The following is a 23,094-nucleotide window of genomic DNA, read 5'->3' as shown; positions in this document are numbered from 1 at the left end:
TTAACAATTTTAGCGGCCTATTAGGTCAAAAAACGGTGCCGCAACTTGGTTTTTTACATAGAGTACGACGATAACGGCAACATGATATCCGACCTGAATAAGGGGATAACGGATATTGATTATAACCACCTGAACAAACCAACAAAGATTACGGTAAGTGGTGCTAATGATGGCATCATAGATTATATCTACGATGCCTATGGAAGGAAACTCAGTAAGGTGAAAACCGAAAATGGGATTACTAAGAACACTGACTATACTGGGAATTATATCTATGAGAACGGCAGTTTGGCTTTCTTCAGTACGCCGGAAGGGTATGTAGAACCTAAAGACCCAAACAATCTAGGTTTAGGGTATGACTATATCTATCAGTACAAAGACCATCTCGGAAATATCAGACTATCTTATAAGAATGTTGGTACTGCTTCTGTTGATTTAGAGATACAGGAAGAGAACAATTATTATCCTTTTGGGTTACAGCACAAGGGATACAATAATGTCATAAACGGTCAGGAAAATAACTACCAGACGTTCCAAGGGCAGGAAGAGGAAAAAGAGCTCGGTAAAAATACCTATGCGTTCCAATGGAGGGACTACGACCCAGCTATTGCACGCTTCAACAAAATCGATAGGTTTGCTGAAAAGTACTATGACCAATCGCCTTATAACTTTACCAAGAACAGTCCTATGGTCTTTACAGAGGTCAAAGGAGATAGTATTTGGGTAAATACAGGATTTAGGAAATTGCGTTACGAAAATGGGAAGCTCTATAATAAAAAAGGGAAAGAAGTTAGAAAAGGATTGACAAACAGAATTGCTAATGGGAAATCATCTGGTAGTTTTGTTGGGAAAGCTGTTGGAGCATTGAATGATATCGCTAATGCTGAAACCAATACGGGAACTGATGTAATATCAACTCTACAATCATCTGATAATAACTTTGTAATTACCAATGCAAGTAAGAACCCGAGAGGCGCTGGAATAAATGAATTTAAAGCAGATGATAGAAGTGCGTCTTATAACATTGCTATTTTAGATTCTGGACAAGGCACACCAAAAGCTGGTGGTTCAGGTGGTACCGTTTATTGGAACCCTTCGGGTGGTAGTGTACTTGAATTAGGTGGTGGGCAAGGAACAAGACCTACTTCTAATCTGGCACACGAATTATTCCACGGATATGATGCCAATTTTGGTTTAACCGATAACCGACCTACAAGCACAGGATTAAAGCGTATGGAGGGTCGTGCATCATTTTTTGAAAATCAAATCAGAAGTCAGTTAGGTTATCCATCCAGGGAGTTTTATAGAACAGGAGGCACAAACTATAGGATTTTAGACAATAACAATAAGCCAATACAGGTAGCACCACCTTCAATTACTTGGCTTAATTTTATAAGATTATAAGATGAAAAATTATATAGCAATATATACCGTTCTAATGCTTCTAACATCTTGCGGTACAACAAAAGGCGTTAAGTTGGAAGCTAAAAAGACCAATTATTTTTTGGACTTACCAGATGGGTATGATTTACAAAAAAAACAAGGAGAAGTTTATAAAGAATATCATTTTGCATATCCAGACGGTTCAATATTTTATTTTACGGACGATGATGAATCAGGAGGTGCAGTTAACAAGGAGAAAATCAAAAAATATGGTAATGATATTTTAGTGAAAATAGCTGTTAATGATACAATTGATATAAGTGGCTCAAGTCAAGATGAAAAGTATTGGCGTGAGAAAAAAGAAACTGGCATCGTTGTAGGCTATGTAAATGCCACAAAAGGACGTAAAGAGTCTTTTGATAATGCTATCTCAACAATGGAGCGAAAGCCAAAAAATTAATAAACAAAGTTTTCAATTAGAAACCGCTCGAAATGAGCGGTTTTTTTATGCGTAAGTATTACGAGCTTTGGCATTGTATAGAAAAGTAAGGATTACATCAAAAAGTACATTTCTAGTGCCTCCCCCACAAGCATAAGCATTTTGCTCGTGCCGTACGGCGTAGGTAAAAGCTATTGGGCATTAGTTTAATAAACTTCGCACACCAGCTCTTTTTCAGGTTAGCTTACGGTAACATTTTCTACACACCGGACATTAATACATAAGGGCGATACCAAAGAACCAAAAAGGTACTTTATCGCTTTTTGTGTTCGTGTAGAAAACCCAATATGAAAAGAAGCCTGTCCCCATTTTTGTCGGTATTGATAGCAATATTGTTCCTCGGTTGCGCATCATATAAAGACCAAAAACAGCGCAATGCACTGAGTTTTCCAGAAATTGGGTCTGTAATAAGTCAAAAAGACGTTTTATGGCACAAGAATACTTCTCAAGTAGGTACCCCAAAATGGGCAGACCCACTAACCATTACCGTACAAGAACTGCCATTTAATATCAGGAGCTATGGCATTTATGCAAAGTACATGGCCAATGCCGGTAAGATCAATAGTATTGCCTTTGTAGATTCATTGCCATACAAACCCAAGTATTTGCGCTTGGAAATCGCCGATAAAATGGAGTTAGTGGACCTTTTGAATTCCTCTGAAAATAATAACGTACGCAACTACCTGGCAACCAATAGTATGCACAAATTGGTGACTTCTTGGAACATTACCCTACCCGATGCTTTGATAGCAAAACTGTTGTCTGCAACCCAAGTTACTTTATGTGAGGATAGCCGATGGGGCAAGCACTTTCTTTTCACCACAGGGAAACAAGAAGAGCGGCTACCTTTTTCTGAAATTCAGGTTTTCGATTATGAAACGGCAACTTTCTGTTGGGGTGAAGACCGCTACCATCGTAAAAAAATAAAGGCTTTATTACCCGAAGGGACAAACTGTCCCAAAGGTACTTTTAAAAAAGCCGATAAGGTTGAGTCGGATAAATCGTATTTAAAGTTTTAGGATGCAATTAAAAAAAACAATAGGATTGTTCTTAATGGTATTGGGCCTCTCTGCCTGCGACGACATCTTGGAGGTCCCCGAAATAGACAAAGAACAAATTACCGTACTTGCTCCTTTGGATGGAACGGTTATCAACGGTAATGAAGTAAATTTTAACTGGAATGCATTGGAAGATGCACGTTCTTATAAGGTAGAGGTGGCACAACCTAATTTTACAAACGCGGCCCAGATAATATTGGACAGTCTTATACAAGAAGATTCATTGGGGATTATCCTTACGAAGATTCAAAAGACTTTACTGAACGGCAACTACGAATGGCGGGTGAAGGGGCAAAACGGGGGAATAGAAACAGCTTTCAATACAAACTCCTTTACCGTAAATGGTGATGAGAATATTGATCTAACGCCCCCCAATACCCCTGTACTCATTGCACCTTCAGATGGAGCAACGCAAGACGAGACCAATGTTTCCTTTAGTTGGACTCGCGAAGATGTTTCTGGAAGTACAGAAATAGATAGCATTTATATCTATACCGACGTTGATTTACAGAATCTGGAAGCAAAAGGTTTGGGGGCAAACAAATCTTATGAGGCTGATTTGACCACCAATACATACTTCTGGCTAGTTCAGGCATTTGATGCTGCTGGCAATAAAAGTGCAGACTCCGAAGTATTTAGACTAATCATTAATTAACATAATATCAGCGTTTCATCTAAGGGCCTGATCAATGGCGTTAGGCAACCAAAATATTGTTACCATAGATTGTATTTCATGAATAAGAATACCAAAACATATCTTTTGTTAACACTTGTACTACTCATTTGGGGGCTCATTGGATATAAAGTGTTTTCAGGAAACTCTAGCAATAGCGAGGATGGGGGTAGTTACGAAAAACCGATGGTAAGAACCCTAACCGTGAAAGAAAAAGACACTTTTTCAATTCTTGCCGATTACCGGGACCCTTTTTTAGGAACCTTTCCTAAAAAACAGGTTAAGAAAGTGAAGCGTACTTTAAAAAGCAAAAAACCACCAATGCCAGAAATCAAGGTTCAATTCACCGGACTGGTGACGGACAAAGACGGCAAACGAAACATATTTTTTGTGACCATTGACGGGCAACAACACTTGATGGGTCCGAAGGATGAAATCAACAAGGTAAAATTGGTGAGTGGTAACGCCAATTCGATTAGCATTCGCATTAATGGTAAAACGAGAACCATACCCCTAACAGAGTGAAATGGTGTCAAAAAATAACGGCCGGATCCTTACAATTCGTTCTCTTTATCGGGGTCGTAATAGCCCTACTCTTGCTCACTTTTGTAACCTTGGCCCACTCCCATTCATTTTTTGGCAAAAAAACCGTGCGCTTCGTAAATACCGTAAAAGCGGCAGATTTTGGCCTTGCAACTGCCCTGAAAACCCAGATGTCATTCAATGACTCTACGGAAATAGAAATCCCTTTCGAAAACCAAATCCGAGTACGTGCGATTCGAGAATATTGGGGTGTTTTAGAAAAGTATACTGTAGTGGCAACCGCTAAAAAAAATCATTTTACAAAGTCTGTTTTGGTGGGTTCCAAAAGCACAACCGAGTTGCCAGCGCTATACCTTCAAGACAATGAACGCCCCATGATTATTGTAGGTAAGGCTAAAATAAGAGGGAATGTTTTTCTGCCAAAACAAGGCATAAGACCTGGGAATATTTCTGGGAATTCATTTTATGGTGCTTCACTGGTATCTGGCCGGCAGCTCGAAAGCAACGCAAGATTGCCCGAATTGGATTCTGAATTTCAGGATCGGGTTCAAAAAATGTCCAAAAACTGGGTTCCACAGCAACATATGGAAACCTTAAAATTATCCCGAAATACGATAGTCCATAACTCGTTTAAACATCCCACTAAAGTAATTCAGGGTGATAATGTGATGTTATTCGCTGTATCCCTGAAGGGTAATATCATTGTTCATGCAAGCCGGCGTATTGTGGTAGATGCTTCCAGTAGTTTGAAAGACGTTGTATTAATTGCACCGGAAATTATTATTAAAGATAGGGTTTCGGGTACTTTTCAGGCCATTGCCAGCAAGCATATAGAAATAGGCCAAAATTGTCATTTGGCATACCCATCGGCACTGGTCGTGAGCAGTACTTCGCCTGCCGCTGAAACATCAAAAAACATTCGAAAATCAAATATCATTCTAGGACCAAATTCGCTGGTTAAAGGTTTTCTAATGTACTTGGGGCCTAAGGAAGAGGAACGTACTTTCTCCCCTCAAATTAAAGTTGATAACAATACGGATGTATGGGGTGAAATTTATTGCCATAAAAATTTAGAACTAAAAGGTAATGTCATCGGAAGCGTAAGTACTTCGGGTTTTATGGCCTTGGAAAACGGAAGTATTTATCAGAACCATTTGTTCAATGGTACCATTGATATTGGTAAGTTACCACAACAGTACGTAGGCTTGCCCTTAAGGGGAAACAAAACTTTTAAAGCAGTTGTAAAATGGTTGTACTGAGAAAAATAAGGGCCTCTACCCTAATGGAAACCATGGTTGCCACGGTTTTGATCATTATACTGTTCTTAATGGCCAGCATGATCTTGAATTCCGTTTTCGCATCTTCTATAAAGAATAATATCCAAAACGTATCGGCTCGAATCAATGAATTGGAATATCAATATCAGAATGGTTTTATTGCCTTACCCTATTTCGAAACCTTTAATGACTGGGAAATCAGTTTTGAACTCGAAAATATGCCGAATGGAGAATTACCAAGAATAGAAGCTATTCATACCAAAACCAAAAAGGAATTAAAAACCGCTATGGTACTAGATGAAAAGAATTAACCATAAAATAAAATCTTTTACGCTAAGCGAGATGATTGTGGTACTTATGATTACGATTGTTGTGGTGGGTCTTGCTTTCTCCGTATTGAATTTGGTACAAAAGCAGATGGAAAGTATGTCTGAAAACTACGAGGGCAATACGGAATTGAATCTTCTACGACAGTCGTTATGGATAGACTTCCAAACCTATCCCAACATTAGCTTTAATAGTAATACCCAGGTGCTTAGCTTATCAAATGAAATTGAAAACACCAACTATCACTTTGAAGAAGAATGGGTTATTTGTAAGCAGGATACATTTAGTTTGAAGCTAGTTAGCCCATTATTTTATTTTGACGGAAAAGAAGTATCAAATGGCCCTATAGATGCAATAAAACTAACGGCAGGACAAAAAAACAGTAGTAAGGCGGTGTTTATTTATAATGAAAACCCTGCTTCAGAATATATGTATTAATGGGATTTAAATTAGAAAATACCGTTTCGAAAAAGAGCATAACCTCTATAGATAAAGGGGGTGCTACGGATATTCTCAAAAAAGAAATAACCCTATTCTCCTCCTCCTTCTCCAACAAGAAAAAGGAGAATTTTTATACCGAAATAAGTGTTTTGTTGCACGCGGGAATAAATTTGAAAGATGCATTGAGTCTTTTACGCGATAATCAAAAGAAGGAAAAGCAACAGTTTTTTTATTCCGAAATGGTAAACGCCTTAGTATCCGGAAAAGCGTTTTCAGAGGTGATACGTGCCAACAAAGAATTTAGCGAGTATGAGTACCATTCCTTAAAAATAGGTGAAGAAACGGGTACTACCGCCAAAATTGCCAAGGAGTTAGGCAAGTTTTTTGGCCGTAAAAATGAGCAAAGAAGAAATCTGTTGAATGCATTGACCTACCCAATTATCATATTAATAACGGCCATCCTGGTTGTTGTCTTCATGTTGCGTCTGGTGGTACCAATGTTTCAAGATATTTTTAAGCAGAACAATGTGGAATTGCCAGGCATAACCGAATTCATTATTGCTGCCTCGGACTTCATCAAAAATTATGGTTATTATGTAATACTGTTCATAATTGGCCTAATTGTACTTCGCAAAATATATGGTGACAATGAGCTCTTCAAGAAGAAAAAAGGGTATCTACAACTTAAGATTCCGTACATCGGTAATTTTATAAAGGCCGTGTACATGGCCCAGTTTACCCAAGCAGTGACACTTCTAACGGCATCTAAGGTACCTGTTTTGAATAGCATCGAATTGGTAAGGCAAATGATTGATTTTTTTCCATTGAAAGAAGCATTGGCAGATGTTGAAAAAGGAATTCTAAAAGGTCAAAGCCTTAGCAAAAGCCTAAGTCAAAACAAGATTTTTGACAACCGCATGGTTTCTTTGGTCAAGGTTGCGGAGGAAACAAATCAAACCGAGTTTGTTTTTGAAAGATTGAACGAACAATACAATATTGAAGTTCAGCAAAAGTCAAAATTACTTTCTACGTTGCTAGAACCGATGATCATCGTTGTAGTAGGTGCAATCGTGGGCATCATATTAATTGCCATGTACTTGCCCATGTTTAAATTGGGTAGTGTTTTAGGATAATAAAGCCCTAGGTTCTAAATGTCTGAGTTCATATGAAATTAGTTTAAAATCATGAAAATTTTGGAGTTAAAAAAACGCGTGGACTTGCTTATTTAATGATAATATTTTTGATTACAACAGTCTTTTAGTGGACTTTGCTTTAAAAAACTATGACTAACACGGGCTATAATTCATTGTGGTAGAATTTCCTAAACGGAAATCCTTACTTTTAAGCTAAGGTTGGTTTTAGGCAGAACATTCAATGCGTGAAATTCCTCAAAGAAATCATAGCCGTGACCGTTGTGTTGTATTTAAAAACCAATCCTCTTTATTAAAGAATTGTATCTTTATAATTAAATAACTCTTCTTCTTATTTAAGTTTTCTATTTTTTTCTTAAATTAGATTCAAAATAAATTAAAATACAGTGAAAAACTTTAAAGCAGGTAACTACGTCAATCAAGGAACCTTCAAAAGTTTCATTCCTCTAGAGATAAATCGAGACTGGATACTTGATGACATGGAAGTCATTGAGCTTTTAAGTCAAGCTGACAGACAGCTTGGACGACTTGATATGTACTCTGAACATACCCCGAACATTGATTTATTTATTTCAATGCATGTTTTAAAAGAGGCTACAAAATCAAGTAAAATTGAAGGGACCAAAACGAATATAGAAGAGGCATTACAAGACAAAGAAGAAATCGCAGAAGAGCAACGAGATGACTGGGAAGAAGTTCAAAATTACATAGATGCCTTAAATTCAACTATTAAATCTCTGGACGAATTACCTTTATCATCAAGACTAATCAAAATGGCTCATAAAGTTCTGCTTAAAGGAGTACGCGGAAAACACAAAATACCGGGTCAGTTTAGAACAAGTCAGAATTGGATTGGAGGTGCTTCAATTTCTGATGCCACATTCATTCCACCTCCTCATAAAGACGTTCCTCGTTTAATGGGAGACCTCGAAAAATTCTCTCATAATGAGGAAATTTTGTTACCTCATTTACTAAAAGTAGCTCTTATACATTATCAATTTGAAACGATTCACCCATTTTTAGATGGTAATGGTAGGGTTGGTCGACTTTTAATAACTCTTTACTTAGTTGAGAAAGAAATATTGAAAAAACCAATTCTTTACTTATCAGATTTTCTTGAAAGAAATAGACAATTATATTATGACAACTTAATGAAGGTTAGAACATCGAATGATATTAAACAATGGTTCAAATTTTTCCTTGTAGGAATCATTGAAACCGCGAAAGAAAGTATTGAAACATTCGATAATATTATGAAACTTCAAAAGGAAGTTGATTTCAAAATTCAAGGATTAGGTGCTCGAACCAGTAACGCACGAGCGGTTGTTAGTCAACTTTATTTAAGACCTTTAATAAATGTTCAAAAAGTAGCTGACTTAACTGAACTTTCTCTCCCCTCGGCATATAAACTGGTGAATGAACTTGAGAAACTCGGGATTCTAAAAGAAATTACAGGAGCAAAAAGGGGAAAACAATATTGGTTTGATGAATATCTTAATTTGTTTAGATAAAAAACGCATCCCAACATATTCCTCTCTTTTGTTCTTTCTGATTTATACAAGTAAAATAATCAGAAACAAACTTAAGATGGCTATAATTAATACGGACTTGTGGTAAATACGCCAAGGTCTCTCTGTATATTTAATATGTCGCAAAATCTTTGGGGTTTTGCTTTCGAACAAAAATAGAAAAAACAAAAAATCCGACCATTTTCATAATCGGATTTTCTTGGTCGGGGTGGCAGGATTCGAACCTGCGACCTCCGCGTCCCAAACGCGGCGCGATAACCGGGCTACGCTACACCCCGATAGTATGGCTATCAATATATAAAACCGAATGGGGCGCTATAGGCATCATTCGATTTTAGGATTGCAAATATAGTACAATACTTCTAAAAAAAGCATCATATCCTATATAAATGAAAAGGGCGCTGAAAACCTCAGCGCCCTTATATTTTTAAAGTATTTTAGTCATGTAGATTGGTTAACGATAAAGTGTAAAATGGCCAACGTATTGCTGTTTGGATTCATCATTGGCGTTTACTACATACCAATAATCTCCTGTTGGAACTTCCCTTCCATCATAAGTACCATCCCAAGCAGATACCTGGTTTAGCTCGGCCACAACCCTACCGTATCTATCGTAGATCTTTACTTCAATATTTGGAAAGAAATCTCTGTTCTCCGGATACCAAACATCATTGTTGTTATCACCATCGGGGGTAAAGAAATTTGGTATTTCTAGCATTCCCGTAAAATTAAAGGGCATGGTTATAGAGGCGACACAACCATTTTGGTCTATTACCATAATGGTTATACTGGCATCTTGATTGAGTGTAAACACATTTACATCACCGGTTGATTCTCCCTGGAAGAAATATTCATATCCTCCGAAGCCTCCTTGAGCCATAGCTGTTATCTCATTAGGACCTGTTTTCTCTGCCGTTAATGTTAAGGGTTCATAAGCATCTACTGTAAACACGGTGGAAGCAACACAGCCATTCTCGTGATACACGTACGCCGTATGGTCACCAGGGGTTAAATCGCCCCACGTACGTTCGGTTGTAGCCAAGGCAGATATTGCATCCGTCGGATCCACAGGGTCTAACGCAAACAACAATTGTGGTATTTGGGTAGGATCTTGCATTTCTATAAGAACCGTGCTATTTGGGAAAATACCATCGCAACCATAAGTAACAATAGGTTCGGGAATAAGTTCCACTCCTATACCCACAGGTACAATTACGTTGGTTTCACAACCTCTGGAATCTCGCACAAATATCACATAGGTATCACCTCCTATTAGGTTGTCAAAGAAAAAGGTGCTATCCTGGGCAAAATCTGCATCATCGGAAGAGTTAACACTTGTAAAATAAGGAGCTGTTCCTCCCATCACCTGAAGGGTAACCGTTCCGTTTTGTTCTCCCAGACATATTTCGGGTGTGGAATCGGCAACACCGGCCACCAACTCTGCGGGTTCGGTTATGGTTACCGTTTGGGTTATAGTACAACCCAAATCGTCCTGAATAATAATTTCATAACTTCTTGGGGTCAAATCGGTAAATGTCTTTCTGTTGGGGTTTGCTGGATCGTCACCCTCAAAAACCTCACTTAGGGTATCGGAAATGGAAAATCGGATAACCCCGGTACCACCACTGGCCTCTATAATGATCTGCCCGTCCACATCGCCATTACAGCTTACGGGTACTGCCTCTAGATAATCCAGTACCAAAGGTGGTGGGTCTGAAATAGTAATGGGGGTAGATATAGCGGAACATCCACCACTTTGAGCATACACCCAATAGGTACCAGGACCTAAATTCCTAAAAATACCTGAAGCTTGAGGGCTTCGCACTATATCTGCCGTTGTGGGTGCCGTAGGAACCCCACCTAGATCATTATTTACCAATACATAAATATAACTTCCAATTCCACCAAAAGCTTCCGATCTTATAATCCCTGTTGCATCACCAGCACAACTGATCGTGGCATTCGTAAGATCCAAAGCTATTACCAAAGGCGCCGCAGGATCTAGTGATATTTGGTTGGATTTCTCAGATGGACATCCATTGGAGTTCTGTACATCATACTGGAAAGGTCCGGGATCTATGGTAATATCCTCAGTAATCAGTACCGACGTAGCCAAAGGATCCGTTGCGTCAAAAGCCACGAAGGGATCTGCGGTACCTTCTCTTCTATAGAAGTAACTTACTCCTACCTCGGGGTTAGTAATGGTGAGTTCCATAACACCTACATCTCCACATCCAGGAGGTGAGACCTCAATTAACTCGGCTACTACAACTTCAGGATCCTCAATCGTGATTACTGCGGTAGGATAACTACAATTCCAACCGTCAAATACAGTTATGGTATAATCCCCTGCAGATAAATTGGTGAATACTGGAGTGGTCTGCAAGCCACTTGTTGTACCTTCCGTTATTCTATTTAATTGATATAGGTAGTTTCCAGGTCCTTGTCCGCCAGAAACATTGAAAACCTCTATAGAACCGTCATTGTCATTATTACATTGCAATGGATTAACCACGCGTATATCGGCAAAGATCGCCGTTGGCAAGGCTAGATTAATGGTATTGCTGGTAGGACATCCGAGAGCATCCCTAATGTTAACCGTATAAAGACCGGCATCCAACCCGGTAAAGTTGTTATTTGTACTTGGAAAATCTTGGAGGATGGTTGTACCGTCTGGTGCTATCAACTGATATTCATAGCTTCCCCAGCCCCCATCACCGGTAGCCGTAATTTCCCCTAACCCAGGTATGGCGCAAGTAACCTCAGCGGTTTGTTGTAAAGGTACTGTTATGGGCCTGTCTGGCTGCCTTACGGTAGTAACATTACTTACTACATCACAAAAAGGTGTACTTATTGCTTCTACACGTACCACTAAATTACCTGCTGGCAAGCCCCCTATAATTTCTGGTGTGTTTATAGGTGCCGTGGTGTCAAAACTACCCGATACTCCTGTAGTGGTTTCCACCCCGGTATTATCCCTAGAGAATACCTCGTAGTTGTAACGTCCGGTGTAGTTATTGATCGTTATGCTAATTTCACCATCATTTCCATTAAAACAAGTTACCGGGCTTACTTCGGCGATAAGAGCTTCTATATTGTTGTACTCTGGCATGTTTACCACTGGGGTAAGGTAGGTACATCCGCCATTGCCAATATCGGTTACGGCGAATATATAATCTCCTGGAGTGCTTATATCCCAGGTAACACGATCCGTACCTCCAGAATTTCTGGCGGGCTCTGTTCCTAACGGTAATATTTCCACGTCGTAATTACCCGCTCCTTCGTTAATGATTATATCGATAGTACCTGGGTTTACACTTATACCATCTGCAGCACAAGTAATAGAGTTAACGTTAAAACTGAAGGTAAGATCGTTTGGTGGGTTAAGAACAACCGTATCGGTTATCTCACAACCATTTTGATCCCTAGCAGTAATGATAATATTCTGGGTAGCCCCATTGTCAATTATTTCAAAGGTATTGCTTACCTGAAAATTAGTACCGTCAAAAGCTGGGGTACCATCGTTCATACTATATGTATAGGGTGCGGTACCTGTGTTTGCCCCGGTACCATCTCCATTTGTATCGGTAAAGACGGTAATTGTAGCCGTATTAAACCTGTTGTTACTTGGATCACAGGTGAATACAGTGTTTGCGGTAGCTATCTGCAATACGGAAGGTTCAATAATGGTGACATCTCCCGAACGATCAGTACAACCTCTGTTAGACTCTACGCCCACCTGATAAGTTCCAGGACCTAAGTTATCGAATATGGCGGTAGCTTGCGGTCCTCTGAATGGTGTGGTGCTAGCTCCTATATAGAGTGTATACGTTAAAGGGGTATCGGTGTCTGAGCCAGGTTGTAGCTCCACAGAGATATTTCCGTCATTTGCTCCGTTACAGGTAATATCGTTTTTTGGAGTGGCCGTAATTACTGGGCTGTCTACTATAGTAACATCCACAGTAGCAACATCGGTACACAAAGGTGCCGTATTGGAATCCAGATCGGTAACCAAAATAGAATAGTTACCAGGAAATAAATTGGTGAATATCGGATTGTTTACCTGTGTTACAATGGGGTTGGTACCGTCATCCAAATCAAATTGGAAATTACCGCTACCTCCGGTTGTATTAATAGTAATGGTGCCATCACCGGCATTACATGTTGGTTCCGAGGTTGCACTGGCAGTAATCGCAAAGAAATCGAAAACGCGAGCCACCACAGTATTTGGACATCCATAGCCATTTCTAACCACAATGGTATAATCTCCCGGATTAGGTACGGTAAAATTAGGGCTACTTTGAAAACCACCACCTATATCATATTCGAAGGTTTCATTTGGTAGTCCGCTTCCTGTACTTAAAGGTCCGGTAACATTAATAGTATAATTGGCCACTGCCGTACATTGGTTAATAACGTCTACCGTGGGAGGGGGAACACCCGGATCAGTATCTACCGTAACTGGGGTACTGTTGATACATCCATTGGCATCCTCAACGTAAAAGTCGTACGTTGCTGGGTAAGGACCTGCTATTTCATAGGTTGTCTCCGTGGTAAAAACGGTGGGTGCCGGGTCGCCAGAAGGCACATAGGCAAATCCATAAGGTCCTGTACCGCCATTTCCTCTAACGGTAACCAATGCACCAACAAAACAATTGGCAAGTTGGTTATTATCTACTACCAATGTAGGGATATCTTCAATAATGGTTACCAAATCACTACCGCTACAACTTGTATTGTTGTCTTGCACCAATATTTGGTAATTACCGGCTGGTAGACCAGTAAAGCTTCCATTATAAGGTATAGGCTCATTGGTGAATACCATAGGAGCTCCTATTATTGCCCCCGTATCGGTATCTATTAAGGTAACGGTAAAATCACCAGGGTTGGATGATATTCCGCTTACCGTAAATGTTATTTCCCCCGTACCCGCAGGACTACAGGATGCGGTAGTTCCTGTTGCCACTATGGCAACCGGATCTGGCCCTCCTATAGGATCTATCCTTTCTATATACCTACAACCCAAAGCATCTACCACTTCTACGAAATAAGTAATACCAAAAGCAATCTGACCGGTAAAATCGTGTGTATTCACATCCACGTTAGGCGGGCCCAAAGGACCACCGACCAGTCCTATTTGATAAGGAGGTGTACCACCTATGATATCAACAATGTATGTAAATGCGGTAGTACAATCCGGCGGCGTTGTGGTAGCTACAGGAACTAAATCTATGGTGTTTTGATCTACAGTTACCGTATCCCTGTCCTCACATCCTGCTGCATCTGTTGTAACTACCGTGTAAACACCTGTAGGAACATTTGGAAAACTAGCCGTAGTAGCGGCTGTAGGACCAACCGTACCTATAACGGCACCGCTAATATCCAACAGTGTATAGGTAAAATCAGGGGTTCCGTTAGTAACGTTGGTAACATCAATAGTACCTAGTACAGCTCCCGCAGAACAGACAGCATCTGTAACCGCGATGGTTGCATCTACGGGTACGCTTGCAGCAATTGTTGCTGAAAGAAGAGGACTGATACATTGCCTACTGTCCCTAACCATAAAGTCCGTGTAGGTACCAGGCGCATAACCAGAGAATACATTTTGGGTTCCAAAGGTGGCACCTCCATCGTTACTGTACTCATAAGGTGGTACACCTTGCGTGGTGTCAGCGGTAACCGTTACGGTACCACTATTAAGATCACCACATACGGTATCTGTTCCCAAAGCCGTTCCCGCTATGGTCTCTGGAGGGGAAATGGTTACTTCATTAGTCTGAGCAACACATCCCCTACTATCATATACTTCAAATTGAAAAGTAGTAGGAGTCAATATTGAGCCATCATTTGGTATGTCGTAAACGAACGAATTACCGGTTATATTATTAGAATCCGTAGTATAGGGCGCTCCATTTATACTTACTTCGTATATATCATAGTTACCCCCGGAAGGATAGCCGTTGCTAATATCTACACGTATCTGAGCGGGTAGAACACCACAGTTAAGCTCTCTTGTTATCATGGCTGTTGCGGTTATTTCCGGTGCAATGGTTACCGAAACATTGTCCCTACAGTCGTTTGCATCCACTACTTCCACGTTGTATGTTCCTGGTGTAAGTCCACCAAAGCTATTACTAGCCCCCAAAGGACCTCCATTTACCCGATACTGATAGGGTAGCGCACCCAAAGTTGCATTCACCACTATGGTGGCCGCATCAACATTATCATAACAATAATCTGTAGCTGCATCCAAGGCCAATACCGGCGATTCCAACACAGTAAGGGTAAAACTATCCGTTATGGTACATCCATTGGTATCGGTAACACTTACTTGGTATAAACCATCTAAGGAAAGACCGGAAAAGGTATTTCCGTTCTTCGGCCCTCGTGGGGAACCATCGGGTTGTGTTAGTGAATATCTATTACCTCCCCAACCACCAACGGTATTAATGGTTACGCTACCAATATTTCCGTTCTGACAGCTCATTGGTGTTACCGCCAAATTATCAATGGCAAAGGCTACACTTGGTTCTTGTATTACCAAGGTGGCGGTATCGGTACAATTAGTTCCCTCATCGGTAACTGATATAGTATAACTACCAGCCGCTAAATTGGTAAGCGGTATTATCCCATTGGTTTCCCCTGTAAAAACAGGTCCGGCATCGATTTGATAACTGTAGGTCGTATCAAATCCATCGACCAAGAAACGTCCTTCGCCGTTACTTTCGCCCACACAACGTACCACCTGGGTCTGCTGTGCTGTAGCGCCAATAGAACTGATATCCGTAATTGCAAAGTTTTCATCATAGGAGCAACCAACATTATCGGTAACCCTAAAAGTGTAAGTACCTAGACCTAATCCAGTAAATACAGGGTTTCCAGCGTTATTGATTGCACTTCCCGCAGGAGCTATAATTTCGTAAGTGTAAGGAGCGGTACCATCAGTTACAGCCAAGGTTACTGAAGCCGTACTTGTGACACAATCGATGCTCGATACGGTAAAATCCAAATCGGTTGGTTTGTCCAAAGCATTAAAAACTATTGGTGGCAAACTTTCCACACAATCGTTGGCATCCCTAATTTGGGGGATATAAGTACCTACACCTAGATTGGTAAATACGTTGGTAGCCCCAAATCCGGCACCTATATTAAACTCATACGGACCAACTCCTCCAGAAGTTCCGGAGATTGTAATTTGACCCCCTGTTTCATTGGCACAGGAAGGTGCACTATCCTCAATAGCAGTAGCTGTAATTAAGGAAGGGGTACCTATGGCAACGTTTATTGGTGCTGTACTACAAACAAAAGCTCCTTGCTGATAACGCACTACAACATCATAGGTTGTAGGTGCCAAGTCATTGAAAATATTACTGGTCTGAAAACTAGTACCGTTATCAATACTAAACTCTAAATTATAACCATTTCCACTAGTTACGTCAACGGTAATTCTACCGTCATTGGCTCCACCGCAATTGGCATCTTCGGGTATGATGTTAAACACAGGTGGTGGTATATCCAAAACATCTACAGAAGCATCTTTAGTACAACCGTTGGCATCCTCCACCAAAATTGGATAAGTTCCCGAAGTGCTTACCGTAAAGGTTGTTGTTGGATCATAGGTAGTGCTAAAGGTAGCTCCACCATTTAAACTATATCGGTAAGGACCTGTTCCGCCAGAGGTGTCTATTGTTACATCCACTGACGTTGCTCCACATCCAAAACTATCGGAAGCTGTAGCCGAAACCGCTAGCGGGCTTATACCGTTACCAATATTGATAGGTACGCCAAGATTGTCCAATGTTACCAATTCTGAACAATTGTTTGTTTCAACACGAATGCTATAGGTACCGGGGCTTACGTTAAGAAAGGAATAGTTTGAGGCTGCATCAGGACCAAATGTATCTACAGTTACTCCAGATTTTATAAGTCGATAGGTATAGAATCCCGGTACTCCCGAAACCGTTACATCTATACTTCCCAACTCTCCACTACAAAGAATATCGTTTGCTACTACAGACACGGACATATTTAAATCCAATACATTCACCGAATTGGAAGGAAACAAACATGCACTGGCCGATACGTTTTTTAACCGTACCCATACCATATAGCTTCCGGGGGTGGAAATATCAAAGTATGGATCGTCTTGGTAAGGACCTGCAGAGTTGTTTAGGCTGTATTCGTATCCGGCAGGAACATTGGTAATTTCTACCCTTCCCGGGTTACCACATTCTATATCCTCATGAATCAGCTGTGGGTTTAATGGGTTTAGGGACGATTTAAAGTAAAAAAATTGGCCAGAACCTACACGTACCCTAAATTCTCCTGCGGAGCTTAGGTTGTAGGTAGCTCCCGTACCCACTGTATTGTAACACGAGGTGTCGGTATTGGCACAATCATCCAGTACCGAAGAGGCACAAGACCCGTCTAATTGCTGCCATTGGTAAGACCCCCCACTTTGACTGAGGGAAATTGTACGTACATCGCTTGTACCGCAAAGAAAAAACTTTGCTACGGTACTTCCATCATTAGGGCAGATCACTTCTTCATCCGCACCTTGAATGATAGTCATGAACATGGGCGCACTAAAAGCCCCTGATCTATCAGTCTTTTTTACATTTGAAACACTCGAAGATTTAAGCGTATGTTCAGTATTGGTAAGACCATCCGCTTTAGAGGTAGTATCCCCAATAGCAGCTGTTACTTCAGAGATGAGCTCGTAAACTTCGGTATTTGCTATTGCCGAGGTAGATACTATCGATATTGCTATCAACAGCACGGCATACAAAAGATGCCTTGTTTTTTTTGGGAGCATAGGTTAAGTCGAATTATAGCAAGAACATTCTCGATTTGGGGTCAATAATATCCTTTAGTGTAATTGTTTAAACTTATATTTTCTCTTTATCTTTAGGCCTTTAGGCTACTATTATATTAATATTTTAACGTCAAGTTATGAAAAAAAGTATGTTGTTTCTTTATTTTTTCGTTGTAATACTCAATTCTGCTTGCGCACAGAGTGCTGATAATGATGTACATAGACCATCAAAGGATGTTTTTATCGCTGAACTGTTCGTCGATCAGCTACAGATTCCATGGGGCATGGCGTTCCTACCCGACGGTAGCTTACTCATTACGGAAAAAAGTGGTGAATTAATTCATTTTAAAGAGGGAAAAAAGACAAATATTGCCAATGTCCCTGAGGTTTACGTTAGAGGACAAGGAGGATTGTTAGATATTGAAGTACATCCGCAATACCAAGACAATGGATGGCTTTATCTTTCCTACTCATCGCAAGAAGGTGGTGAAAAGGGTGGAAATACAGCCATTATTAGGGCAAAATTGAAAGATAACGCGCTAACGGACAAAGAATTACTATATAAAGCAACTCCAAATACCACAAAGGGACAGCATTATGGTTCTAGAATAGAGTTTGATAATGAAGGATATTTGTATTTTTCTGTTGGAGACCGTGGAAACCGCGATGTAAACCCCCAGGATATTACGCTAGATGGTGGTAAAATATACAGACTGCACGATGATGGCCGTATCCCCACTGATAATCCCTTTGTGGACGAAACAGGGGCAAAAACCGCTATTTTTACCTATGGACATAGAAACCCACAAGGCCTTGTAAAAAATCCGGAAACCGGAAAGTTATGGGATCATGAACATGGTCCTAGAGGGGGTGATGAAATAAACATCCTCGAAAAAGGGAAAAATTACGGTTGGCCAGTAATTACCTATGGTATCAACTACAGTGGTACTCCCATTACCGATATCACAGAAAAAGATGGTATGGAACAGCCCATGCATTATTGGGTACCTTCCATTGCACCTAGTGGCATGACTTTCGTAACCACGGAAAATTATGAAGGCTGGCAAGGAAGTTTACTTGTGGGGTCATTGGTATTCGAATATTTGGAACGCCAGGTCTTGGAAGACAACAAAGTGGTACGAAGGGAAAAATTAATGGACGACATTGGTAGGGTCCGTAACGTACGCCAGGGCCCGGACGGACTTGTTTATGTTGCCGTTGAAGGAAAAGGCATTTACAAACTGGTTCCTAAATCTTAAGATTCCGCATTATTTAATAAAACTGTGCTAAAATGAAGTTATTCGTATTCCTTTACCTATCTCTTATGGCGGGGGTTTCCCTGTTTCTTTTTCAAGACAAACAACTGGCAGAAAGTATGGAGCGGGGAAGTGAAATCTATGCCGATTTCTGTATTACGTGCCATTTGGCAAAAGGAGAAGGGGTAGAAGGTGTTTTTCCTCCTTTGGCCAATTCCGACTACCTCCGTAACAATAGAGAGAAGAGTATAATAGGTATAAAAAACGGACAACGGGGACCAATAACGGTCAACGGCGTGGCCTATGACAACACCATGATGCCTATGGGACTAACGGACGATGAAGTAGCCGATGTAATGAACTATATTTCAAATTCTTGGGGAAATAAAAACGATAAAATAGTGACTCCGGAAGAGGTGATACTTCTTACAAAAAAGTAATTTACTTCCCTTTCGCGTCCATGGCTTTCTTTACGGAGCCGTAAAGTTTTAACAGCTCTTCGGCCTCTTCATAACCGACATTCAATTCTTCTATCAAATATCGGGCTCCACGATCCACCAACTTGTTATTGCTAAGTTGCATGTTTACCATTTTGTTGCCCTTTACCCGGCCTATTTTAATCATTAGGGCGGTAGAGATCATATTCAACACCATCTTCTGCGAAGTACCACTTTTCATTCGGGTACTACCCGTAACAAATTCCGGACCTACATTTACTTCCATGGAAATGTCCGCCTCTTTTGATAAGGGAGAGTGTGGGTTATTGGTAATGCAAGCCGTTAGCAGACCATGCGCCTTGGCATCCCTTACACCGCCAATAACATAAGGTGTAGTACCCGAAGCGGCTATGCCCACAACGGTATCATTTTTATTCATTTTAAATGCACTAAGATCCTTCCAAGCCTGTTCAATATCATCTTCTGCAAACTCCACGGCCTTGCGAATTGCAGAGTCGCCCCCAGCAATAAGTCCAATTACCCTATCATGGGGCATGCCGTATGTAGGCGGAATCTCCGAAGCATCCAATATGCCCAATCTACCACTAGTACCCGCACCAATGTAAAAAAGTCGCCCCCCTTTATTAAAACGGTCCTCCAATGCATCCACTAGTTTGGTAATCTGAGGAATTACCAAGGCAACGGCGTCTGCTACCTTTTTATCCTCTCTATTCATGTTCTTTAGGATGGATATGGTGTCCATTTGCTCCAAATCATTATAATTTGATTGGGTTTCGGTAATTTTTTTGGTCTCCGGCATATTTATAAAATGTGAATATCGTGATTTCTAAAAAGGTTTAATAGATTGTTCCTAGGGTCTAACTCCGTTATAAGGGTATTTATTTCATTGATATCGCAAGTTTTGTATCGGTGTTGCGAATTCAATTTTTCGGATATCGATAAAAGTATTGTTTTTTTAGAAGCTTTGATTACCGCCTTCTTAACTTGCACAATATCCCAATCAAATTCGGTAAGACCGTATAGGGAATCTACATAACCGGTACCTATAAAACCATAGTCTACACGTATTTCGGATAGATTGTGTATGGTATTGGCGCCAATAGAAATTAAAGAATCCTTGGATATATGGCCTCCGATCAAAATTACGTCTACTTGCGGTTTGGAGAGCAGCTCCAATGCCACGGGTATGCTTAGGGTAAAACAGGTTAAATTCAGATGTTCCGGTATTAATCTTGCCAATTCCAAGCAAGTAGTGCCCCCATCTATGAATATTACACCCCCGTCTTTTAAAAGTGTTATTGCCTTTTCTGCGATCGTAGTTTTCTCCGATAATGCGTAGACATTGTTATTTCTAACCGTGGGATTCGCAAAACCAAGGGAAACCGCGCCCCCATGCACTTTTCTAAGTTTGTTCTTGCTATCCAACTCCTTAACATCCCTTCGTATGGTATCGATAGAGACATCAAGAATTTCCGCAATATCGGTAAGTAAAACCCTATTATGCAGTTCCACTTCATTTAATATGGTCTGTTGCCGTTCCTCTTTTAACATGGTAGTATACAATCGCTCTGGAGATGTTGTAAAGATAGTAAATTTATTCTGTTGCCATTTTTTACCGTTTTTTAAAAGGTTATATTGTTAAAATGCACAAAACTGCAAAAAATAATGCAAAAAACAGCAAGATTTGGTTTTTTTAATTATCTTTGATCAAAATATTAAACACTATTTTATGGCAACGGCGATAACAAAACAAAAACTCCCTAATTTTCCAACAGACGAGGAGTCTAGAAAATTTGAAAAAATAAACACCATAATCCACGAAAGTTCCGAAGATGCTTCCTTCTTTGTAGCAAATGAAATTGCCGAACTAATTAGGCAACGCCAAAAAAGCGGGCGAAATGCAGTGATAGGCCTGGCCACAGGTTCCACACCCACAAAAGTTTATGACTTTCTGGTAAAATTCCATAAAGAGGAAGGGCTTAGCTTTAAAAATGTAATCACTTTTAATTTGGATGAATACTATCCCATGGAGCCCGATTCCATTCATAGTTATGTCCGATTTATGAATGAACACCTCTTTGATCATATTGACATCAAAAAAAACAATGTAAATATTCCTGATGGTACATTGGACAAAGAAGACCTTCGGGATTTTTGCCAAGCCTACGAGCGTAAAATTGAAGCTGCAGGTGGTATAGACATTCAGGTTTTGGGAATAGGAAGAACCGGGCACATCGGTTTTAATGAACCAGGTTCCGCAATTAATAGTAAAACTAGGCTAGTTCGTTTAGATAGGGTTACCCGTTTAGATGCCGCCAGCGACTTCTTTGGTTTGGAAAACGTCCCCGCAAAAGCTATTACCATGGGGGTAGGCACCATCATGGCCGCCAAAAGGATTATCCTAATGGCCTGGGGAGAGGGTAAAGCAGGAGTTATAAACCAGTCCGTAGAAGGACCTATAAGAGAATCGGTCCCTGCTACCTTCTTGCAGCAGCACAACAATTGTGATTTTATCATTGACAGTGCCGCGGCCTCCGCACTTACACGTCTAAGTACTCCATGGTTGGTGAGCGAATGTAATTGGACCGATAAACTAATTAAAAAGGCAACTATATGGCTCTCCGAAAAACTAAGCAAGGCCATCTTAAAACTGACCAATGAGGATTACAATGAATATGGCATGGGAAGCCTGGTGGCCGAAATTGGCTCTGCGGAACACATAAACTTAAAAGTGTTTAACCAATTGCAGCGTACAATAACAGGATGGCCCGGAGGTAAACCCAATGCGGACGACTCTAGCCGACCCGAAAGAAAGGATCCCTACCCAAAAACATCGTTGATATTTAGTCCTCACCCAGATGACGACGTAATTTCTATGGGAGGCACCCTACTGCGGTTGGTAGATCAGGGGCACGAAGTACATGTTGCGTATCAAACATCAGGTAATATAGCTGTTTTCGATGACGAGGTTGTCCGGTTTTTAGATTTTGCTACGGATGTACAACATGACGATGAAGAACTGCAAAGGCAATTTAAAGAGGTAAGACAGTTCTTGAACAACAAAAAACCAGGGCAGGTAGATAGCCCCGAAATCCAAAAGTTCAAAGGCCTTATTAGAAAGGGCGAAGCGCTTGCAGCCTGCCGATATTGTGGAGTGGACGAAGAAAATGCACACTTTCAGAACCTTCCGTTTTACGAAACGGGAACCGTAAAGAAAAAACCGCATTCCGAGGCCGATATCCAACTTACATACGACCTTTTAAACAAGGTAAGACCTCATCAAATCTTTGCAGCGGGAGATCTTTCGGATCCGCACGGCACGCATAGAGTTTGTTTGCAAGTGGTTTATGAAGCGTTGGCCCTACTTGTAAAGGAAAAGGCAGATTGGATAGAAGATTGCTATTTATGGCTTTATAGAGGTGCCTGGCAAGAATGGGACATCGCCGACATGGAAATGGCAGTCCCAATTGGTCCAAAAGATATGACGCGAAAGAAAAATGCCATATTTAAACACCAATCACAAAAAGACGCTGCTATGTTCCCTGGAAATGACCAACGCGAATTTTGGCAGCGAGCCGAACAACGGAATATGGAAACCGCCCAAAAATACAACGCCCTCGGCATGGCCGAATATGAAGCCATGGAAGGCTTTGTTAGATACAAGTTCAACTAATCTCAAAAACA

General features: G+C 40.6%; 16 protein-coding genes and 1 tRNA gene. 13 read left to right on the top strand and 4 right to left on the bottom strand.

What is annotated here, in order from left to right; translation table 11 throughout:
- Positions 1 to 45: 45 nt before the first annotated feature.
- The 10 genes from ACEQ81_RS14270 (at position 46) to ACEQ81_RS14225 (ending at position 8,863) form a co-directional block, all read left to right on the top strand.
- Positions 46 to 1,404, top strand: a complete 1,359-nt coding sequence (locus ACEQ81_RS14270; RefSeq protein WP_411031577.1) for a M91 family zinc metallopeptidase — start codon at positions 46 to 48, stop codon at positions 1,402 to 1,404.
- 1 nt (position 1,405) lies between these two features.
- On the top strand, positions 1,406 to 1,843 hold the full coding sequence (locus ACEQ81_RS14265) for a hypothetical protein (protein ID WP_411031576.1): 438 nt from the start codon (positions 1,406 to 1,408) through the stop codon (positions 1,841 to 1,843).
- Positions 1,844 to 2,169: 326 nt separating this feature from the next.
- A complete protein-coding gene (locus tag ACEQ81_RS14260; protein WP_411031575.1) occupies positions 2,170 to 2,901 on the top strand; it encodes a hypothetical protein in 732 nt (243 codons plus the stop codon).
- 1 nt (position 2,902) lies between these two features.
- Positions 2,903 to 3,595 carry a hypothetical protein gene (locus ACEQ81_RS14255; RefSeq protein ID WP_411031574.1) on the top strand — a complete coding sequence of 231 codons (693 nt, stop codon included), beginning with the start codon at positions 2,903 to 2,905 and terminating at the stop codon, positions 3,593 to 3,595.
- 78 nt (positions 3,596 to 3,673) lie between these two features.
- Positions 3,674 to 4,138 carry a hypothetical protein gene (locus ACEQ81_RS14250; RefSeq protein WP_411031573.1) on the top strand — a complete coding sequence of 155 codons (465 nt, stop codon included), beginning with the start codon at positions 3,674 to 3,676 and terminating at the stop codon, positions 4,136 to 4,138.
- Entirely contained in the window at positions 4,135 to 5,415 is a 1,281-nt protein-coding gene (locus ACEQ81_RS14245) for a hypothetical protein (protein WP_411031572.1), read from the top strand. Before ACEQ81_RS14250 ends, ACEQ81_RS14245 begins: the two co-directional genes overlap by 4 nt.
- The gene (locus ACEQ81_RS14240; RefSeq protein ID WP_411031571.1) at positions 5,403 to 5,744 is read left to right on the top strand and encodes a hypothetical protein; all 342 of its coding nucleotides are present in this window, start codon (positions 5,403 to 5,405) and stop codon (positions 5,742 to 5,744) included. The genes ACEQ81_RS14245 and ACEQ81_RS14240 overlap by 13 nt, the downstream gene beginning before the upstream one ends.
- Positions 5,731 to 6,198, top strand: coding sequence for a type II secretion system protein J (locus ACEQ81_RS14235; RefSeq protein WP_411031570.1), 468 nt, complete (start codon positions 5,731 to 5,733; stop codon positions 6,196 to 6,198). Before ACEQ81_RS14240 ends, ACEQ81_RS14235 begins: the two co-directional genes overlap by 14 nt.
- Positions 6,198 to 7,334, top strand: coding sequence for a type II secretion system F family protein (locus ACEQ81_RS14230; protein WP_411031569.1), 1,137 nt, complete (start codon positions 6,198 to 6,200; stop codon positions 7,332 to 7,334). The genes ACEQ81_RS14235 and ACEQ81_RS14230 overlap by 1 nt, the downstream gene beginning before the upstream one ends.
- A 404-nt stretch (positions 7,335 to 7,738) precedes the next feature.
- Positions 7,739 to 8,863 carry a Fic family protein gene (locus ACEQ81_RS14225; protein ID WP_411031568.1) on the top strand — a complete coding sequence of 375 codons (1,125 nt, stop codon included), beginning with the start codon at positions 7,739 to 7,741 and terminating at the stop codon, positions 8,861 to 8,863.
- A gap of 218 nt (positions 8,864 to 9,081) precedes the next feature.
- Here the strand turns inward: ACEQ81_RS14225 and ACEQ81_RS14220 are convergent.
- A tRNA-Pro gene (locus tag ACEQ81_RS14220) sits at positions 9,082 to 9,159 on the bottom strand.
- A 176-nt stretch (positions 9,160 to 9,335) separates the two neighbouring features.
- Entirely contained in the window at positions 9,336 to 17,696 is an 8,361-nt protein-coding gene (locus tag ACEQ81_RS14215; RefSeq protein WP_411031567.1) for a T9SS type B sorting domain-containing protein, read from the bottom strand.
- A 137-nt stretch (positions 17,697 to 17,833) separates the two neighbouring features.
- Here ACEQ81_RS14215 and ACEQ81_RS14210 point away from each other — a divergent pair, with 137 nt between their 5' ends.
- Both ACEQ81_RS14210 and ACEQ81_RS14205 read left to right on the top strand, forming a co-directional pair.
- Entirely contained in the window at positions 17,834 to 18,955 is a 1,122-nt protein-coding gene (locus ACEQ81_RS14210; protein WP_411031566.1) for a PQQ-dependent sugar dehydrogenase, read from the top strand.
- 32 nt (positions 18,956 to 18,987) lie between these two features.
- A complete protein-coding gene (locus ACEQ81_RS14205) occupies positions 18,988 to 19,392 on the top strand; it encodes a c-type cytochrome (RefSeq protein ID WP_411031565.1) in 405 nt (134 codons plus the stop codon).
- Between the two features lies 1 nt (position 19,393).
- Here the strand turns inward: ACEQ81_RS14205 and murQ are convergent, their stop codons facing one another.
- Positions 19,394 to 20,209, bottom strand: coding sequence for an N-acetylmuramic acid 6-phosphate etherase (gene murQ, locus ACEQ81_RS14200; RefSeq protein ID WP_411031564.1), 816 nt, complete (start codon positions 20,207 to 20,209; stop codon positions 19,394 to 19,396).
- A gap of 2 nt (positions 20,210 to 20,211) precedes the next feature.
- Positions 20,212 to 20,961 (bottom strand): DeoR/GlpR family DNA-binding transcription regulator, encoded by a 750-nt coding sequence (locus tag ACEQ81_RS14195; RefSeq protein ID WP_411031563.1) that lies wholly within the window; start codon positions 20,959 to 20,961, stop codon positions 20,212 to 20,214.
- A 178-nt stretch (positions 20,962 to 21,139) separates the two neighbouring features.
- Between ACEQ81_RS14195 and nagB the strand changes: the two genes are divergently transcribed.
- Positions 21,140 to 23,083 carry a glucosamine-6-phosphate deaminase gene (nagB, locus tag ACEQ81_RS14190; RefSeq protein WP_411031562.1) on the top strand — a complete coding sequence of 648 codons (1,944 nt, stop codon included), beginning with the start codon at positions 21,140 to 21,142 and terminating at the stop codon, positions 23,081 to 23,083.
- The last annotated feature ends 11 nt before the right edge of the window (positions 23,084 to 23,094 follow it).

Source organism: Spongiimicrobium sp. 3-5, assembly GCF_046557915.1.
In the GTDB taxonomy this organism is placed as follows: domain Bacteria; phylum Bacteroidota; class Bacteroidia; order Flavobacteriales; family Flavobacteriaceae; genus JBHEBG01.
The sequence above is the reverse complement of the archived record's forward strand: the minus strand, read 5'-3'. Positions and strand labels throughout refer to the sequence as shown.

What these genes read in the sequence shown, in the direction of transcription:
- ACEQ81_RS14265 (WP_411031576.1), top strand. Translation starts at nt 1,406, where the DNA reads ATGAAAAATTATATAGCAATATATACCGTTCTAATGCTTCTAACATCT.
- ACEQ81_RS14260 (WP_411031575.1), top strand. Translation starts at nt 2,170, where the DNA reads ATGAAAAGAAGCCTGTCCCCATTTTTGTCGGTATTGATAGCAATATTG.
- ACEQ81_RS14255 (WP_411031574.1), top strand. Translation starts at nt 2,903, where the DNA reads ATGCAATTAAAAAAAACAATAGGATTGTTCTTAATGGTATTGGGCCTC.
- ACEQ81_RS14250 (WP_411031573.1), top strand. Translation starts at nt 3,674, where the DNA reads ATGAATAAGAATACCAAAACATATCTTTTGTTAACACTTGTACTACTC.
- ACEQ81_RS14240 (WP_411031571.1), top strand. Translation starts at nt 5,403, where the DNA reads ATGGTTGTACTGAGAAAAATAAGGGCCTCTACCCTAATGGAAACCATG.
- ACEQ81_RS14235 (WP_411031570.1), top strand. Translation starts at nt 5,731, where the DNA reads ATGAAAAGAATTAACCATAAAATAAAATCTTTTACGCTAAGCGAGATG.
- ACEQ81_RS14230 (WP_411031569.1), top strand. Translation starts at nt 6,198, where the DNA reads ATGGGATTTAAATTAGAAAATACCGTTTCGAAAAAGAGCATAACCTCT.
- ACEQ81_RS14215 (WP_411031567.1), bottom strand. Translation starts at nt 17,696, where the DNA reads ATGCTCCCAAAAAAAACAAGGCATCTTTTGTATGCCGTGCTGTTGATA.
- ACEQ81_RS14210 (WP_411031566.1), top strand. Translation starts at nt 17,834, where the DNA reads ATGAAAAAAAGTATGTTGTTTCTTTATTTTTTCGTTGTAATACTCAAT.
- ACEQ81_RS14205 (WP_411031565.1), top strand. Translation starts at nt 18,988, where the DNA reads ATGAAGTTATTCGTATTCCTTTACCTATCTCTTATGGCGGGGGTTTCC.
- murQ (WP_411031564.1), bottom strand. Translation starts at nt 20,209, where the DNA reads ATGCCGGAGACCAAAAAAATTACCGAAACCCAATCAAATTATAATGAT.
- ACEQ81_RS14195 (WP_411031563.1), bottom strand. Translation starts at nt 20,961, where the DNA reads ATGTTAAAAGAGGAACGGCAACAGACCATATTAAATGAAGTGGAACTG.
- nagB (WP_411031562.1), top strand. Translation starts at nt 21,140, where the DNA reads ATGGCAACGGCGATAACAAAACAAAAACTCCCTAATTTTCCAACAGAC.